The following is a 15243-nucleotide window of genomic DNA, read 5'->3' on the forward strand; positions in this document are numbered from 1 at the left end:
AAACACCATGAAATATCAATCACAAAAAATCGCCCTGGCCTATATCGCCGTGGCCCTGGCCTTGTTCGCCACACAGGTGACGATGGGGCTGATCATCGGCTATATCTATGTCCAGCCGAACTTCCTGTCCGAAATCCTGCCCTTCAGCGTGGGCCGGATGGTCCACACCAACGCCTTGGTCGTCTGGCTGCTGTGCGGGTTCTTCGGCGCCGCCTATTTCCTGATCCCCGAGGAAGCCGAGCGGGAAATCCATTCCCCCTTCCTGGCCTATCTGCAGCTGTTCATCCTGGTGGTGGGCACGGCCGGGGCGGTCGCCACCTATCTGTTCAACCCGTGGCAGGGCAACTACTTCGTCGGCACCCAAGGGCGCGAGTTCCTGGAACAGCCCACCTGGGTCAAGGCCGGCATCGTCGTGGCCGCGCTGATCTTCCTGTATAACGTCTCGATGACGGTGCTGAAGGGCCGCAAGACCACGATCAGCACGATCCTTCTGATCGGGCTTTGGGGTCTGGCGCTGCTGTTCCTGTTCGCCTTCTACAACCCAGCGAACCTGGGCCTGGACAAGCAGTACTGGTGGTATGTGATCCACCTGTGGGTCGAGGGCGTCTGGGAACTGATCATGGCCTCGATCCTGGGCTTCCTGATGCTGAAGCTGACGGGCGTGGACCGCGAGGTGGTCGAGAAGTGGCTGTATGTCATCGTGGCGACGGCGATGTTCTCGGGCATCCTGGGAACCGGGCACCACTATTTCTGGATCGGGATGCCCGCCTACTGGCAGTGGATCGGCTCGATCTTCTCCTCCTTCGAGGTGGTGCCGTTCTTCGCGATGATGGCATTCGCCTTCGTGATGGTCTGGAAGGGCCGGCGCGACCACCCGAACAAGGCAGCCCTGCTGTGGTCGCTGGGCTGCGCCGTGCTGGCCTTCTTCGGCGCGGGGATCTGGGGCTTCCTGCACACGCTGCACGGGGTGAACTATTACACCCACGGCACGCAGGTCACCGCCGCCCACGGGCACCTGGCCTTCTATGGCGCCTATGTCTGCCTCAACCTGGCGCTGTTCAGCTATGCCATGCCGATCCTGCGCAAGCGCGACCCCTATAACCAGGTGCTGAACATGACGTCGTTCTGGCTGATGTCGGGCGGGATGCTGTTCATGACCTTCGCGCTGACCTTCGCAGGCACGGTGCAGACCCATCTGCAGCGCGTGCTGGGCATGGGCTACATGGAGGTGCAGGACCAGATGGCGCTGTTCTACTGGATGCGCTTCGGGTCGGGCGTCGCCGTGGTGCTGGGTGCGATCCTGTTCATCTATGCCCTGTCCTTCCCGCGCCGCGAAGTGGTCCGCCCCGGCCCGCTGGAGCGTGAGCGCCTTGCCAACAACCCCGACTACATCGCTGCGGAGTGACGACGATGGACGGAACCTTCAACATCGGGGGGCTTGATGCCCCCTTCTACCTGCCCCAAGCGGACGAATGCGACATCTTCGCCGCGGCCCATGCCAAGAACCTGCCCCTGCTGCTGAAAGGCCCGACCGGCTGCGGCAAGACCCGCTTCGTGGCCCATATGGCGGTGCGTTTGGGACGGCCGCTTTACACGGTCGCCTGCCATGACGACCTGTCGGCGGCCGACCTGATCGGGCGATACCTGCTGAAGGGCGGCGAGACGGTCTGGGTCGACGGCCCCCTGACCCGCGCGGTCCGCGAAGGCGCGATCTGCTATCTGGACGAGGTGGTCGAGGCCCGCAAGGACGTGGCCGTGGTCCTGCACCCCCTGACCGACGACCGCCGCATCCTGCCCATCGACCGCACGGGCGAGGAGTTGCAGGCCGCCCCCGGCTTCATGCTGGTGGCGTCCTATAACCCGGGCTACCAGAACATCATGAAGACGCTGAAGCCGTCCACCCGACAGCGGTTCCTGTCGGTCGAATTCACCTTTCCCCGACCCGAACACGAAATCCCTGTTGTGGTGCGCGAAAGCGGGCTGGACAGCGACCGCGTGTCCCTGCTGGTGCGTCTGGCGAACAAGCTGCGCGGGCTGAAGGGCCAGGATCTGGAGGAAGGGGTGTCCACCCGCCTGGTGGTCTATGCCGCCACCCTGATCGCGGGCGGCATGTCGATGGACCGCGCCATCCGGGCCGCGATGATCGAGCCCCTGACCGACGATGCCGAGATCCGCGCCGGATTGACGGATCTGGTCGTTGCGGTGATGGGCTGACGCCATGGGCCATATCGAGATCGCCCCCTGGGAACCTGAGGAAAGCGTCGGCAAGATCTGGCACTTCCTGGCCTCGCGCATGGACCCGCCGCGCCGCTATCCCGATGCGGCCGTGCGCTTCGATGACATGCGCGGCCGCATCGCCGTGCTGTTCCGCGGGCTTGGCGGGGCGGCCGATGTGGAACTGAAGCCGGTGGCCGACCAGGCCAGCCGGCACCGCATTTCCCTGCGCCGCAAGCTGGCATTCGAGACCGAACACCTGGCCCGCGCCAGCTTCGACGGCGGGTCGCTGCGCCTGCCCGTGGAACTGGCGGTCTTTCCCGACCGCAGCGACAACGAGGCGCTGTTCCTGTGGCTTGCCGCCGCCTCGGCCCATGCGCCCGACCATGCGCCGCTTGCCGATCCCTTCCTGGCCGACCTGGCCGCGATCCGGGCAGGCCAGGCGATGACGCAGGCGACGCTGCAATCCGCCCCCGGCCTGCGCGCCGTCTGGACGCGGCTTTGCAAGGCCCATCTGGCCGACCGGATCCGCCCGAACCTGTCGGGGGCCGAGGCAGGCCTCGAATCGCTGATCCGACACATGCTGGGCGATCCGGTTCGGGTTCATGCCGGGCTGCTGGCGGGTCTGAACAGGCCCCCCGTCCACTGGCGCGCCCCGCGCGGATACCGGCCGATGCTGCCGGTGCCCATGTGGCCCGACCTGCGCGGGTTGACCAGCGGCATCGCCTCCGATGTCGCGACCCTGCCGACCGACGGCACGCCCGAGGAATCCGGCGACGGCACCGCCCGCAAGACGCGGCGAATCAAGGCCGACCAGGCCGAACGCAAGGACAGCCTGATCCTTTACAAGTTCGAGGCGATGCTGACCTGGGCCGAGATGCTGAACATCAACCGCCGGGTGGAAGACGACGACCTGGACAACGCCAAGAAGGCCGCCGACGATCACGAGGAAATCGTGCTGGGCCAGATCAGCAAGGCGCCGGCGACCAAGCTGAAGCTGCACCTGGATCTCGCGCCCGAGGATGTGGACCGCGAACGGGTCGCGGGCAAGCACACCTATCCCGAATGGGACGCGCGGGGCGGCGTCTGGATGCCCGACCATTGCCGTGTGCTGGCCGCGCCGGTCGAACCCGCGCCTGATTACGCGGGCATCACCGACCCCGCCGCCCGCCGCCGCATCGACGCCGTGCGCCGCCAGTTCCAGGCCCTGCGCCCTGCCCGGCTGATCCGCCATGCCCAGCCAGACGGCGACGACCTGGACCTGGATGCAACGCTGCGATCCGTCACCGACCTGCGCGCCTCAGGTCGCGGCAGCGACCGCATCTGGCGCCAGGCCCGGCCGGAAAACCGCGATCTGGCGGTGTCGATCCTGCTGGACGTGTCGCGGTCCACCGAAAGCGCCGTGACCGGCCGTCCCGTCATCGACATCGAGCGCGAGGCGCTGACTGCCCTTGCCTGGGGCCTGGAGGCCTGCGGCGACCGCTTCGCCATCCAGGGCTTTTCGTCGCTGAAGCGCGACCGGGTCTGGATCCACGACTGCAAGTCCTTCGACGAACCCATGAACCGCGGGATCGAGGCGCGCATCCACGCGCTGCGCCCAGGCTTCTATACCCGGCTGGGCGCGGCGATCCGCCATGCCTCGGCCGGTCTTGCCAAGGAAGGCCGGTCGCGGCGGCTGATGATCGTCATTACCGACGGCAAGCCCAACGACCTTGACCACTACGAAGGCCGCCACGGCATCGAGGACAGCGCCATGGCCGTGCGAGAGGCGCGGCGGGCGGGTCATTCGGTCTTTGGCATCACCATCGACAAGGGCGCGCAAAGCTGGTTCCCGCGCATCTTCGGCCAGGGCGGCTTTTCCGTGATCCGCGACCCCGACCGGCTGATCGGCACCCTGCCCCAGATCTATCGCCAGTTGGTGATGTGATGGACCTGGACGACCTGCCGGGCGAGCTGATCATGTGGATCCTGATCGGGTCCGAGATCCTGGTCTTTGCGGCAGGCGTCACCGCGATGTCGGCCATGCGCCTGACCGATCCGGCAGGGTTTGCGGATGCGCAGGCCATGCTGGACGGGCGGATGGCCGCGCTGAACACGGTCGTGCTGGTCACGTCCGGCCTGTTCGCCGCCCGCGCCGAACGCGCGGCGGGCGCGGGCAACCGGCGCGGGGCGCGGCGCGGGCTGATGCTGGCCGCGCTTGGCGGGGTGATCTTCCTGATGGTGAAGGCCGTCGAATACGCGCATGACCTGTCGGCGGGGATAGGCATCGACACGCATCCCTTCTTCACCTTCTATTTCCTGCTGACAGGGTTTCACGCCGCCCATGTGATCGCAGGCGTGGCGGTGTTGGGGCTGGTCGCCCTCCGCCCCAGGCCAGACGCCGTGCAGGCCGGGGCGATGTTCTGGCACATGGTCGATCTGGTCTGGGTGCTGATCCTGCCGCCGATCTATCTGCTGATGTGAGGGCGTGATGACCGACCGACTGACCCGCAACTGGCTGGTGCTGATCGCCCTGATCCTGGCGACGACGGGGCTGGCGACCCAGGATGGGCGTATCGCCGCCGCAGGCCTGCTGGCCCTTGCCTGGGCCAAGTCGCGCGCGATCCTGGGCGGGTTCCTGCACCTGGACCGCGCGCCGGGATGGCTGGCGGCCTTCGTGGTGCCGCTGGGACTGTGGCTGGCCCTGGTCTGGGGACTGGCTGCGGTCAGATGACCTTGCTGATGGCCCCGAACGCGTCCGCCTGGGCCAGATCCTGCAGCCGTGATACCGAGGCGATGGCGGCGCTCGACTGGTTCACCCGCACGCCCAGCTCGCGCAGCTTGGCAAAGGCGCGCGACAGGCTTTCGGGCTTCATGCCCAGCCGCCCCGCGATCAGCCCCTTGTCATAGGGCAGCACCACGGTCGCGCTTTCCGCCCCCTCGGGGCAGAGTTCCAGCAGGAATTCGGCCACCCGCTGCGCGCCCGACCGGGCTTTCAGCTGCTCGATCTGCTCGACCAGGCCCTGCAGGTGCAGGAAGGTCGCGGACAGGATCGAAATCGCGGCCTCGGGCCGGGTTTGCAGCATCTCGAGGAACGCCTGGGCGGGCACGGCGATCAGGTCGCAGGCGGTCGTCGCCTCGGCCGATACGGGATAGGCGGCGCGGCGCAGGGCGATCGGCTCGCCGAAGCTCTGGCCGCGCGTCATCACGCCCACGACGGCCTCGGCCCCGTTGGGGGCGATACGGTAAAGCTTCATCCAGCCATCCGCGACGATATGGATCGCATGGGCGTCGTCGCCGTGCTGGAACAGCACCTGCCCGCGTCGCAGCCGGACAATATGGGCGGCATCCAGCAGCCCGTCGCGCAGTTCCGGTGGCAGGGTGGCGAACAGCCGCGCCTGGCAGGCGATCTGGCGGTGCGCGGCGGACAGTTTCAGGCTCATCGGGACGATCCTTCCTGAAAAGGAAAGCCGGGGTGCGGTGGCAGCCGCCGCCCCGGACTGGCCATGGAGCGGCACGTGCCGCCCCTTCGGAAAAGAGGTTTACTGGACCTGCGCGATCTCGGCATCCATGCGTTCGCGGGCCTTTTTCGACATCTTGGCGGTCTTGGCGGCGTCGAGGTTCGCGGGCGCGTCGCCCACCTGGATCAGCCCGACCATGCCCATCGCGAAATGCGGCGTGCACTTGACGCCGTAAAGGCCCGGCTCGGTCACGGTCAGCGCATATTCCTCGTTGATCTTGCTTTTGAAGGCCTCGACGCCTTCGGGAAGGATGTCCTTGATGGCCTCGACGTTGTGGCTCTTGTCAGTGGGCACGAAGCGGATCACGTCGCCCGGCTGGGCCTTCACATAGGCGGGTTCGAACACCATCATCCCGGCCTCGCCCTTGTTGAGCATGTGGACCTCGTGCTCGGCCGCAAAGGCGGTGCCGGACAGAACAAGGGCAAGGGCGGGGGCGGCGAGGAAGAATGCGCGTTTCATCTGTTGTCTCCTGAGTCTGCGGATCGATTGTTGAATCCGCTGGTCAGGAATTAACGTCCCGGTCCCCCCTGCACTTTGACATAACGCAAAGAGCGGGACGTTTAATCCTCGGGATCGGCGATGCGCGCCAGGCCCTCGGCATCGACGACGGTCAGCTTCTGGCGCCCGCCCTCGACCAGGCCCTGCGCCTCCCAGGATGACAGCAGGCGCGACACGGTGTGCAGCGTGGTGCCCGTCATCTCGGCGATGTCCTGGCGGGTGATGGGAAAGTCGATGCGGGTGCCGGCCGCCTCGATCCGGCCGGCCTTCTCGGCCAGGCGCAGCACGGCATGGGCGACCCGGCGCTCGACCTCCTGGGTGGACATCTCGCGCAGGCGGGTATGGGCCTCGTCCAGGCGCTGCCCGATGGTCTGCATGGCGTTGATGGCCAGGCGCGGGTTGTTTTCCACCACCGCATCCCAGTCGGCCATGGGCCAGCCCACCACGATGGATTCGACGGCGGCGCGCGCGGTGCCGGGGTAATCGGGCCGCGCCAGCGCGCGGGCAAAGCCGAACAGGTCACCCGGATGGACGACCCGGACCATCACCTGCTGGCCATCGGGCGTGACCTGCGTCACCTTCAGCCGCCCGTGCAGCAGCAGATAGAACGCCACCGCCTGCGCGCCCTGTTCGAAGACAAGACCACCGGCAGGCACCCGCCTGGGCGTGGCCCGCGCCATCAGCCGCGCCAAGGCCGCCGGTTCCATCTGCCGGAACAGGGGCAGGTTGCGCACCTGGGATACGTCGATTGCCACGTCTTGCGCCTTCACCATGGGTTTCCTCAGTTAGTGCCGCAAAACGACGGGGGACGCAAAGCTTTCGGGGAAATCGGTCAGCCTTCCACCTCTCGGACAAGGCGGAAGCCCAGGTTGGCGGGGGGCACGCCCACGGAACATCCGCCCGATTTCGGATCGCGCACGAAATCGGCCACGGCGGCGCGGTGCAGTCCTTCGACGATATAGATGCCGCAGGTCTCGTCCTGCCGCCGGATCCGGCCCGCCGCGTCCAGATCGACCCGGCGCAGGCAGGTCGAGGTCCATTCCCAAACTGCCCCGCCGAGGTCGCGGATCCCCTTGGAGTTGACGTTCAGGCTGCCCACCGGGCGGATCTCGCGGTCCAGGTCGCGGCTGCGCGCCGCGTCGGCGGCATATTCTGCCAGCCACAGGACGGCAGGGTTGTCGGGATCGGCTTCCACGCCAAGCGCGTCGTCGCGAAACATCTCGGCCGCGGCAAAGGCCCATTCGGCGTCAGAGGGCAGGCGCCAGGTCTGGCCGGTTCGTTCCGACAGCCATCCCGCATAGGCCACGGCGTCCAGCCAGCTAATCCCCGTCACCGGCAGATCCGGCCGGTCGGTCGCGCCGCCAGGGGGCAGGCAGGCACCCGCCGCCACGCAATCCAGCCACTGCCCGGTGCTGACGGGGGTTTCCATGATCTCGACCGGGGCGAGAAGCTGCGTCATCTGGACGGGGGCGTCGGTGGACCGGCCCGCCTGCCGCCAGTCGCCGTCCAGGCGGTGCTGGAAAGGCTGGGGATCCAGGCGCACCATTTGGGGAAGATCAGGCAGCTTGCGGTCCTGCGGCCACAGGGTCAGGCCAAGCGCGCCGGCAACGGCCCCGGCCAGCATGAAGGCGGTCGCGTGCATGTCCTTCGCTCCGGTTCGGGAAAGGTGGACCGCCCCTGCGGGTGATGCAGGGGCGGCGTGGGCCAAGGCCGCGTCAGACGGCGGCGGGGGCCAGGACCTGCTTCATCAGGTCGTCGTTCCATTCGCCCTTGACGACCACATGGGCGGCGGCGCCAAGCTCGAAGGCCTCGATCAGGTTGTGGTTCACATAGGCATAGACGCCGGGCTGTTCGAACTTGTAGACCATCAGCCCCGCCGTGCCGCCCGGAATGAACCAGGTTTCCAGGCCCGTTTCGGGCGGGTTGTTGAACTTGCCCGTGGCCCAGACGTAATCGCCATGCCCGCCGATCAGGTGGGGCCGGGTGTCGCGGTTGGCCTGGCTGTGGACGAAGGCCACCGTTTCCCCGACATTCGCGGTCATCGCGTTGTCGCCGGTCAGCGCGCCCACCCCGCCGTTGAAGACCACATGGGTCGGCGTCAGGGTCTTCATGACGGCCACGACATCCTCGTAGCTTTCGCCGGGGCTGGCATAGGTCTTCCAGTTGCCCGCCTCGTCGCGCGGGACATAGAAGTCCTGCTCGCCGATGTAATAGACCTTGTCATAGCTGACCAGCTTGCCGTTCCGGTCCTTCAGCCCCTCGCGCGGCAGCACCATGATGGCGCCGTTCATGCCCGAGACGACGTGCCAGGCCACCATGCCCGGAGGGGCGCAGTGATAGACGAAGACGCCGGGTTTCGTCGCCTTGAAGCGCAGCACGCAGCGTTCCCCGGGGTTCACCTGGGTCAGCGCGCCCCCGCCAAGCGCGCCGGTCGCGCTGTGGAAGTCGATGTTGTGCATCAGTTCGTTGCTGGGCGGGTTGATCAGGGTCAGTTCGACATAGTCGCCTTCGTGGACCACCATCAGCGGGCCGGGGACGGTGCCGTTGAAGGTGGACGCCCAGTATTCGGCGCCGCTGTCGTCCAGGGCGATCTTCTTCTCGATGATGTTCATCGTGAATTCGACCACCTTCGGGCCGCCGGTCGCGACCTGTTCATGGGCATGGACGAAGGGCGGATCGACCAGATCCACCTTGACGCGCGGCAGGCTGTCCACATCTACTGCGGTAGCCGGGGTCAGCACCTTGGCGGCATCGGCGGTTTCGGCGGCGGCGACGCGCACCTGGCTCAGCGCGCCAGCGATGGCGGCGCCTGCAAGGATCGTGCGGCGGCTGACGGACAGGTTGGTCATGGCTGGTTTCCCTCATACTCGATGACAGATCGGACCCGGTTCATCCCGGTTGAGTGAAGATTGCCACGCCACGCCGCGCACAACGTTGTGCTGGAACAACCAAGTGCCGCCCTTTCGTCCCGATGCTTGCTGCAACGCAAAGAGCAGGCATTTTTCCCGCCTATCCGTCAGGTGAGAGCGATGAAAGGAATGCGCCATGACCGATGCCAAACGCCCCCGAATCCCCCGCGGCCTGCGGCCCGACGGGCCTGCGCTGTGGTCATACGGGTTCCGGCCCTTCTTCCTGGGCGGCGCCGTCTGGGCGGTGGCTGCCATGGCGCTGTGGATCGCGGCCCTGACTCACGGACTGCCCCTGGGCGGGGATTACGGCGCCCCCTTGTGGCACGCGCATGAAATGGTCTTCGGCTTTGCCCCCGCCGTGCTGGCGGGATTCCTGCTGACCGCCATTCCGAACTGGACCGGCAGCCTGCCGGTGTCGGGCCGGGCGCTGATCGCGCTGTTTTCGGTCTGGGCGGCGGGCCGCCTGGCCATGGCTGCGGCGGCGCTGACCGGACCTTGGGTCGCGGCGCTGATCGACGCCGCCTTCCTGCCCCTGCTGCTGGCCATCGCCGCCCGAGAGATCGTCGCGGGACGCAAGTGGAACGACCTGAAGGTCCTGGGCGGCGTCGCGGCGATCATGGCGGGCAATCTGGGCTTTCACGGGGCGGCGCTTCTGGGCGGCGATCCGGCGCTGTGGATGCGCGCGGCCGTGGCGGGCTATGTGATGCTGGTGCTGATCATCGGCGGACGCATCATCCCCAGCTTTACCCGCAACTGGCTGAACCGGCAGGGGGCCGGGGCGATGCCTGTTCCCCATGACCGCTTCGACATGGGTGTGATCATCGCATCCGCCCTGGCGCTTGGCATCTGGACGTTTGCCCCTGAATCCACGCCAGCCGCCCTGGGCTGCGCCATGGCCGCCGGGCTGAACGCCGCCCGGCTGGCCCGCTGGCGGGGGCTTGCCACCCGCGCGGAACCGCTGCTGTGGGTGCTGCACCTGTCCTATGCCTTCGTGCCGCTGGGCTTCCTGGCCGTCACGGCGGCGGCCTTGGGGATCGTGCAGGCGGCATCGGCGCTGCATGTGCTGACGGTGGGGGTGATCGGCACCATGATGCTGGCGGTGATGACGCGCGCGACGCGCGGGCATACCGGGCGCGACCTGACCGCATCGCGCGTGACCACGCTGTCCTATCTGTGCCTGTTCGCGGCCGCCCTGGCGCGCCCCCTGGCCGACCTGACCGGATCGGCGGGCCTGATGGAGGCCGCGGGCCTGTTGTGGATCCTGTCCTTCGGGTTGTTCGTCGCGGAACACGGCGCGATGCTGGTCCTGCAACGCCGCCAGCCGGCCCGGATGCAGGCGGCGCGGGCCTGAGGGGGCTTCAGGCCCCTGCCCGGACCGGCTCCATCCGGTCCGGCGTCCAGGCCGGTTCCCAGACCAGCCGCACGTCCACCGATGCCACGCCCTCCAGCGATTGCAACGCCGTCTCGACCCCCAGGCGCAGGAAATCCGCCAGGGGGCAGCCGCGCGTGGTGGTCGTCATATCGACCCGGACATGGCCCCCGTCCACCTCGATGGCATAGATCATCCCCATGGCCACCAGATCGCGGCCGGTTTCCGGGTCCAGCACGGTCCGCAGCCTGTCGCGGACAAGATCATGCAAGTCGGCCATGTCCCTTCCCCCCTTCAGATCCCGCGCCGCACCAGCAGCCGATAGGTCGCGCCGTCCGCCGCGAAGTTCCCGGCCCATTCGTGATGGCGCATCGCCAGTTCCGGGAACAGGAACATCGGTTCGCGGTCAAGCGTGGCGAACAGCACCTCGCCCGGCGTCATGCGGTCGATGGTTTCCAAGATGCGCACCATCGGCTCGGGCGGCATCAGGCCCGTCAGATCCAGCGCCCGGGCCGGATCGGGCCACAGCGCCGCGCCCGGCGCCGATCCGGGGGCCAGGCCTTCCTCGACCGTCTCGCCCGCGACAGGGGTGAACTCGACCTGCCAGCCGCCGTCGGGCAACTGCCGGTCGCGCGCCGAAAAGCCCCGGTTGGCCATCACGTTGAACAGGGGCACCGGCCGGAACGGCGCGATCAGCAGCAAGGGCTGGCCCGGCTGCAAGCCGTCCACGGCCTGCATGATCAGCGAAAAGGGATCCTGGCCCTGGGCCAGCGAGGGGCGGACGTCAAGCCGATGCGGGGCGGGGGATGTCATGGTCGGTTCTCCGGTCGGACGGGGGAAGGATCATCGGCGGCAATCCTGCAGGACGCGCCGTTTCGGAAAGGTGACGAAGGCGGCGGATCGCGATCAGTTCGTGCCCATGCAGCAATGCCGCCAGCAAAAGCACAAGGGCCGCAATGTCGAACAGTGCCGGAACCTGCGCGGCCAGGGCCGCCGCACCGACCAGCACGCCCGCGACCCACAGCGCCAGGCTGCGCCCGGCGGCGCGGGCGTCTGTCAGGTCGTGGACCATCGGCACCGGCGCGCGCCCGATCAGGGGGGCAAAGACCTGGATCCAGGTCAGAAAGCTGGTGATCTTGACCATCTGCGCCAGCGTCAGCGTGGACAGCCACCCGGCCAGGGCCACGAAGACCGCCGCCTCGGCCCAAGGCCCGCCCAGGATCAGCGCGGGCGCAACCAGCAGGGCGGCCAGGGCCAGGAAGGCCAGGGCCGCGCGGCTCCATTGCATGTTCGTCTCGGGCGCGGGGGCGCGGCGGCTTTGCCAGATGCGGCGGATTTCGCCCAGATACAGGCCCGCCGCAAAGGCGCAGGCCAGACCGCAGGCGACGGCCAAGGGCAAGGGATCGCCGCCCGCCAGCAGCACGCCAAGCGCGGCCAGCAACAGCGCCAGCGCAAGGGCGGCCGCGATCAGCGCCGCGCGGCGCCAAGGGCTGCTTCCGTCCGGGGCGATCAGGAACATCGGAAACAGCCGATAGCTGACCCCCATGGCCGCCAGCGTCAGCCAGAAGCCCGCGCCCAGCAACACATGCAGGGACAGCCCGTCGGGCAGCAGGGCCGCCCCCCAGGCAATCCCGCCGAAGGCCCAGCCCATGCCCGCACCCGTCACCCACAGCACCGGCAGCGCCAGAAGCGCAAGCAGCACCGTGGACCCGTCCTGCGTGCGCCAGGCCCGCGTGGCGACCAGCGTGCCCCCCAGCATCAGCATCGCCAGCCCGAAGGCCAGCCCCAGCAGCACTGGCCCCGCCGCCAGCAGGACGCCCGTGGGCCAGCCATCCAGCGCCAGAAAGCCCCCTGCCAGCGACAGCGTGCCCGCGCCGCACAGGATCAGCGCCGGCAACGCCAGCCGGGGCAGGATCAGCGGCCGGGCGGTCAGGACCGGAACGAACTGGATCAGCGATCCCAGCATCATCTGGCACAGCCAGCCCAGGGCAAACAGATGGACCGCAGCCAAGGCCCATCCCTCGGACCAGCGGCCCGGCCCGGCAAGACCGAACGTGGCCATCGCCAGGGCTGCCAGCAGAAACGCCATGGCCGAGGCGAACCACGCCAATGTCCATCGTGAAAGCGCCTTGCCCAGCATGTCGGACCCCCGAAACCGTAGCGGCCAGCATCCTGCACCCAAGGCGCGACTTCGTTGATCGAACGCAAAGAGGCGACGGATTTGCAACCTGTCGTATGGAGGCGTTGCCAAAATCGTGTGGGAACCTTGGCCGGGCCTGCCTGTTGTCTGAACAGCCGGCCCATGCCGGACACCGAAAACGCAAACAAGAACCGGAGATTGACCATGACCAAGCTGCTTGCTTCGACCGCCCTTGTCGCCATGCTTGCCGCACCCGCCATGGCGCAAACGGCGACCGATGCCACCACCGCGCCGGCCACGACCGATGCGCCGATGACGACCGAAGGCACCACCGCCGCGCCGGCCGATGCCACCGCGACCACCACGATGCCGGCCGAAGGCGCCGCAGGCGAGATGGGCTTTGGCTATACCGCAATGGCGGGCGACATGTCGGCCGAAACCTTCATTGGCAAGCGCCTTTACGCATCGGAAGCCGATGTCGACATGAACGCCACCTTCAACGAGGTGGACGAGAACTGGGAAGACATCGGCGAGATCAGCGACCTGGTGATCAGCCAGGACGGCCAGGTCAAGGCGGTCCTGACCGATATCGGCGGCTTCCTGGGCCTGGGCGAACGGACGGTGGCCGTGTCGATGGACCAGTTGCGGGTGATCCGCGACGGCGATTCGGAAGACGAATACTTCATCGTCTTCACGGCCAACCGCGAGGCCCTGGAGAACGCACCGGAATTCGAGTGGGTGGACGAATAAGACGCCCCCACATTGCCGGAAAGGGCGCGCGAAAGCGCGCCCTTTTCATGTCAGCCGCCCAGCGCAATCCCTTCCCGCCGTGGATCGGCGCCGCCCGTCAGCCCGTCAGGCCCGATCACGATGCCTTGCAGGCCCGACGTCAGGTCCGTTTCGTTCAACTCGAACCCCATGTCGGTCAGGCCCTGCGTCAGGGCGGCTGGCAGCCCGGCCTCGACATCCATGGGGCCGAAGCGGTTGACGATGTTGGGCGCGGCCACGGCGGCCTGGATGTCCATGCCCCAGTCCAGATGCGCGATGATCGCGCGGGCGACATAGCCGATGATCCGGCTGCCGCCCGGCGACCCGATCACCATCACCGGCGCCCCGTCCCTCAGCACGATTGTCGGCGCCATCGAGGACCGGGGCCGCTTGCCCGGCGCCACCGCATTGGCGATGGGCCAGCCATCCGCGTCATGGGTCTCGAAGCTGAAATCGGTCAGTTCGTTGTTCAGAAGGAAGCCCCCGGTCATCACGCGGGATCCGAAGCCGTTCTCGATCGTGGTGGTCATCGAGAGCGCATTGCCATAGCTGTCCACGATCGAGATATGCGTGGTCGATGGCAGTTCCAGCGACGAGTCCTGTCCCCACAGCATGGCATGGGACCAGCCGGGCTGTCCGGCGCTGACTTCGGGCAAGCTGTCGTCGCCTGCCAGCAGCTTGCCCCGTTCCGCCAGATAGGCCGGGTCGATCAGCCCCTGCGTGGGCATCGGCACATGGTCGCTGTCGGCCATGAACCGGCCGCGGTCGGCAAAGGCCAGGCGGGACGCATCCCCGATCAGCCGCCAGCTTTCGGGGCTTTCCGCTCCCAGCGCGGCCAGATCATATCCGCCCAGCATACCCAGGATCTGCCCCACGGTCAGCCCGCCCGACGACGGCGGCCCCATGCCGCAGACATCATGGCTGCGATATTCGACGCAGAGGGCCGGACGTTCGACCACCCGGTAACCCGCCAGATCCTGCATGGACAGCAGGCCGGGATTGTCGGCATCGCGCACGGCCGCGACGATGCCTTCCGCAACGTCCCCCCGATAAAACCCCGCCGCGCCATCGGATGCCAGCCTGCGCAGGGTATCGGCATAGGCCGGATTGGTCAGCCTTGCCCCCGCGGCGACCGGCTGGCCATCTGGAAAGAAATAGGCGGTCGTCGCCGGATGGGCTTGCAGCGCCTCGCCTTCGTCGGCCACCAGTGTCGCCAGGCGCGGAGAGACGGTGAAGCCCTCCTCGGCCAGACGAATACCGTCGTCGAACAGGCCCGCCCAGTTCGCCCGGCCCCATCTGCGGTGCGCGGCCTCCAGCAGGGCGGGCGTGCCGGGGGTGCCGACGGACAGGCCGCCCACCACCGCCTCCATGAATTCCAGCGGCTGGCCTTCCTCGTTCAGAAACAGCTTGGGCGTGGCCGTCATGGGCGCGGTTTCGCGACCGTCGAGCGTGGTCAGTTCGCCCGTTTCCGCGTCGTGCCAGACCAGAAAGGCCCCGCCCCCCAGACCCGAGCTTTGCGGCTCGACCAGTCCCAGCACCACCTGCACCGCGACCATGGCATCTGCCGCGCTGCCGCCGGCGGCAAGGACCCTGGCCCCCGCCTCGGACGCCAGGGGATGGGCTGCGCTGATCATCCAGTCCTGCCCGGCGACGGGTTCGCCCCGCGCCTTGGCGTCAAGCGCGGCGCGCGCGGCCTGGGTCAGCGGGCCGAACGCGTCGGCCTGGACATCGGAACCCGACGCCGCCTCGGGCGCCACCGCATCGGTGGCCTGCTGGGCAAAGGCCATGGCGGACCCGCCCAGGAACAGCGCGACCGCAACTGCCGATTGTTTCATCCCTGCCTCC

The 15243-nt window shown here is 67.9% G+C and carries 16 protein-coding genes; 7 read left to right on the forward strand and 9 right to left on the reverse strand.

Annotated elements, in window-relative coordinates; all coding sequences use genetic code 11:
- The first annotated feature begins 7 nt into the window (after positions 1-7).
- From RAH32_RS08715 to RAH32_RS08735, 5 genes are read left to right on the forward strand one after another with little or no spacing between them, the layout of a single operon-like run.
- Positions 8-1405, forward strand: a complete 1398-nt coding sequence (locus RAH32_RS08715) for a cbb3-type cytochrome c oxidase subunit I (protein ID WP_306607165.1) — start codon at positions 8-10, stop codon at positions 1403-1405.
- A 5-nt stretch (positions 1406-1410) separates the two neighbouring features.
- Positions 1411-2214 carry a CbbQ/NirQ/NorQ/GpvN family protein gene (locus RAH32_RS08720; RefSeq protein ID WP_306607167.1) on the forward strand — a complete coding sequence of 268 codons (804 nt, stop codon included), beginning with the start codon at positions 1411-1413 and terminating at the stop codon, positions 2212-2214.
- Between the two features lie 4 nt (positions 2215-2218).
- Positions 2219-4141 carry a nitric oxide reductase activation protein NorD gene (locus RAH32_RS08725; protein ID WP_306607169.1) on the forward strand — a complete coding sequence of 641 codons (1923 nt, stop codon included), beginning with the start codon at positions 2219-2221 and terminating at the stop codon, positions 4139-4141.
- Positions 4141-4677: a cytochrome c oxidase subunit 3 gene (locus RAH32_RS08730; RefSeq protein WP_306607171.1), complete on the forward strand. Its 537-nt coding sequence runs from the start codon at positions 4141-4143 to the stop codon at positions 4675-4677. Before RAH32_RS08725 ends, RAH32_RS08730 begins: the two co-directional genes overlap by 1 nt.
- Positions 4678-4684: 7 nt before the next feature.
- Entirely contained in the window at positions 4685-4927 is a 243-nt protein-coding gene (locus RAH32_RS08735; RefSeq protein ID WP_306607173.1) for a cytochrome C oxidase subunit IV family protein, read from the forward strand.
- On the opposite strand, the gene RAH32_RS08740 is transcribed toward RAH32_RS08735, so the two are convergent.
- The 5 genes from RAH32_RS08740 to nirK form a co-directional block, all read right to left on the reverse strand.
- Positions 4920-5636, reverse strand: coding sequence for a Crp/Fnr family transcriptional regulator (locus RAH32_RS08740; RefSeq protein ID WP_306607176.1), 717 nt, complete (start codon positions 5634-5636; stop codon positions 4920-4922). The two genes, RAH32_RS08735 and RAH32_RS08740, sit on opposite strands and share 8 nt — an antisense overlap.
- 99 nt (positions 5637-5735) lie before the next feature.
- Positions 5736-6173 (reverse strand): pseudoazurin, encoded by a 438-nt coding sequence (locus RAH32_RS08745; RefSeq protein ID WP_306607179.1) that lies wholly within the window; start codon positions 6171-6173, stop codon positions 5736-5738.
- Between the two features lie 101 nt (positions 6174-6274).
- Positions 6275-6985, reverse strand: a complete 711-nt coding sequence (locus RAH32_RS08750; protein ID WP_306607181.1) for a Crp/Fnr family transcriptional regulator — start codon at positions 6983-6985, stop codon at positions 6275-6277.
- A gap of 59 nt (positions 6986-7044) precedes the next feature.
- Positions 7045-7854 carry an SUMF1/EgtB/PvdO family nonheme iron enzyme gene (locus tag RAH32_RS08755; RefSeq protein ID WP_306607183.1) on the reverse strand — a complete coding sequence of 270 codons (810 nt, stop codon included), beginning with the start codon at positions 7852-7854 and terminating at the stop codon, positions 7045-7047.
- Positions 7855-7927: 73 nt separating this feature from the next.
- Entirely contained in the window at positions 7928-9061 is a 1134-nt protein-coding gene (gene nirK, locus RAH32_RS08760; RefSeq protein ID WP_306607186.1) for a copper-containing nitrite reductase, read from the reverse strand.
- A gap of 196 nt (positions 9062-9257) precedes the next feature.
- Between nirK and RAH32_RS08765 the strand changes: the two genes are divergently transcribed.
- Positions 9258-10472, forward strand: a complete 1215-nt coding sequence (locus RAH32_RS08765; protein WP_306607188.1) for an NnrS family protein — start codon at positions 9258-9260, stop codon at positions 10470-10472.
- Positions 10473-10479: 7 nt separating this feature from the next.
- On the opposite strand, the gene RAH32_RS08770 is transcribed toward RAH32_RS08765, so the two are convergent.
- Genes RAH32_RS08770 through RAH32_RS08780 form a run of 3 tightly spaced genes read right to left on the reverse strand, consistent with a single transcriptional unit; the run spans position 10480 to position 12630 of the window.
- Positions 10480-10770: a metal-sulfur cluster assembly factor gene (locus RAH32_RS08770; RefSeq protein ID WP_306607190.1), complete on the reverse strand. Its 291-nt coding sequence runs from the start codon at positions 10768-10770 to the stop codon at positions 10480-10482.
- Positions 10771-10784: 14 nt separating this feature from the next.
- Complete coding sequence (locus RAH32_RS08775; RefSeq protein WP_306607192.1) at positions 10785-11303, reverse strand: DUF2249 domain-containing protein; 519 nt, start codon at positions 11301-11303, stop codon at positions 10785-10787.
- Entirely contained in the window at positions 11275-12630 is a 1356-nt protein-coding gene (locus RAH32_RS08780) for a hypothetical protein (protein WP_306607193.1), read from the reverse strand. The genes RAH32_RS08775 and RAH32_RS08780 overlap by 29 nt, the downstream gene beginning before the upstream one ends.
- A gap of 204 nt (positions 12631-12834) precedes the next feature.
- Between RAH32_RS08780 and RAH32_RS08785 the strand changes: the two genes are divergently transcribed.
- Positions 12835-13380 carry a PRC-barrel domain-containing protein gene (locus tag RAH32_RS08785; protein WP_306607195.1) on the forward strand — a complete coding sequence of 182 codons (546 nt, stop codon included), beginning with the start codon at positions 12835-12837 and terminating at the stop codon, positions 13378-13380.
- A gap of 50 nt (positions 13381-13430) precedes the next feature.
- Here the strand turns inward: RAH32_RS08785 and ggt are convergent, their stop codons facing one another.
- Positions 13431-15233 (reverse strand): gamma-glutamyltransferase, encoded by a 1803-nt coding sequence (gene ggt, locus RAH32_RS08790; RefSeq protein WP_306607196.1) that lies wholly within the window; start codon positions 15231-15233, stop codon positions 13431-13433.
- Positions 15234-15243 lie beyond the last annotated feature (10 nt).

The sequence above is a fragment of the Paracoccus yibinensis genome (assembly GCF_030846195.1).
In the GTDB taxonomy this organism is placed as follows: domain Bacteria; phylum Pseudomonadota; class Alphaproteobacteria; order Rhodobacterales; family Rhodobacteraceae; genus Paracoccus; species Paracoccus yibinensis.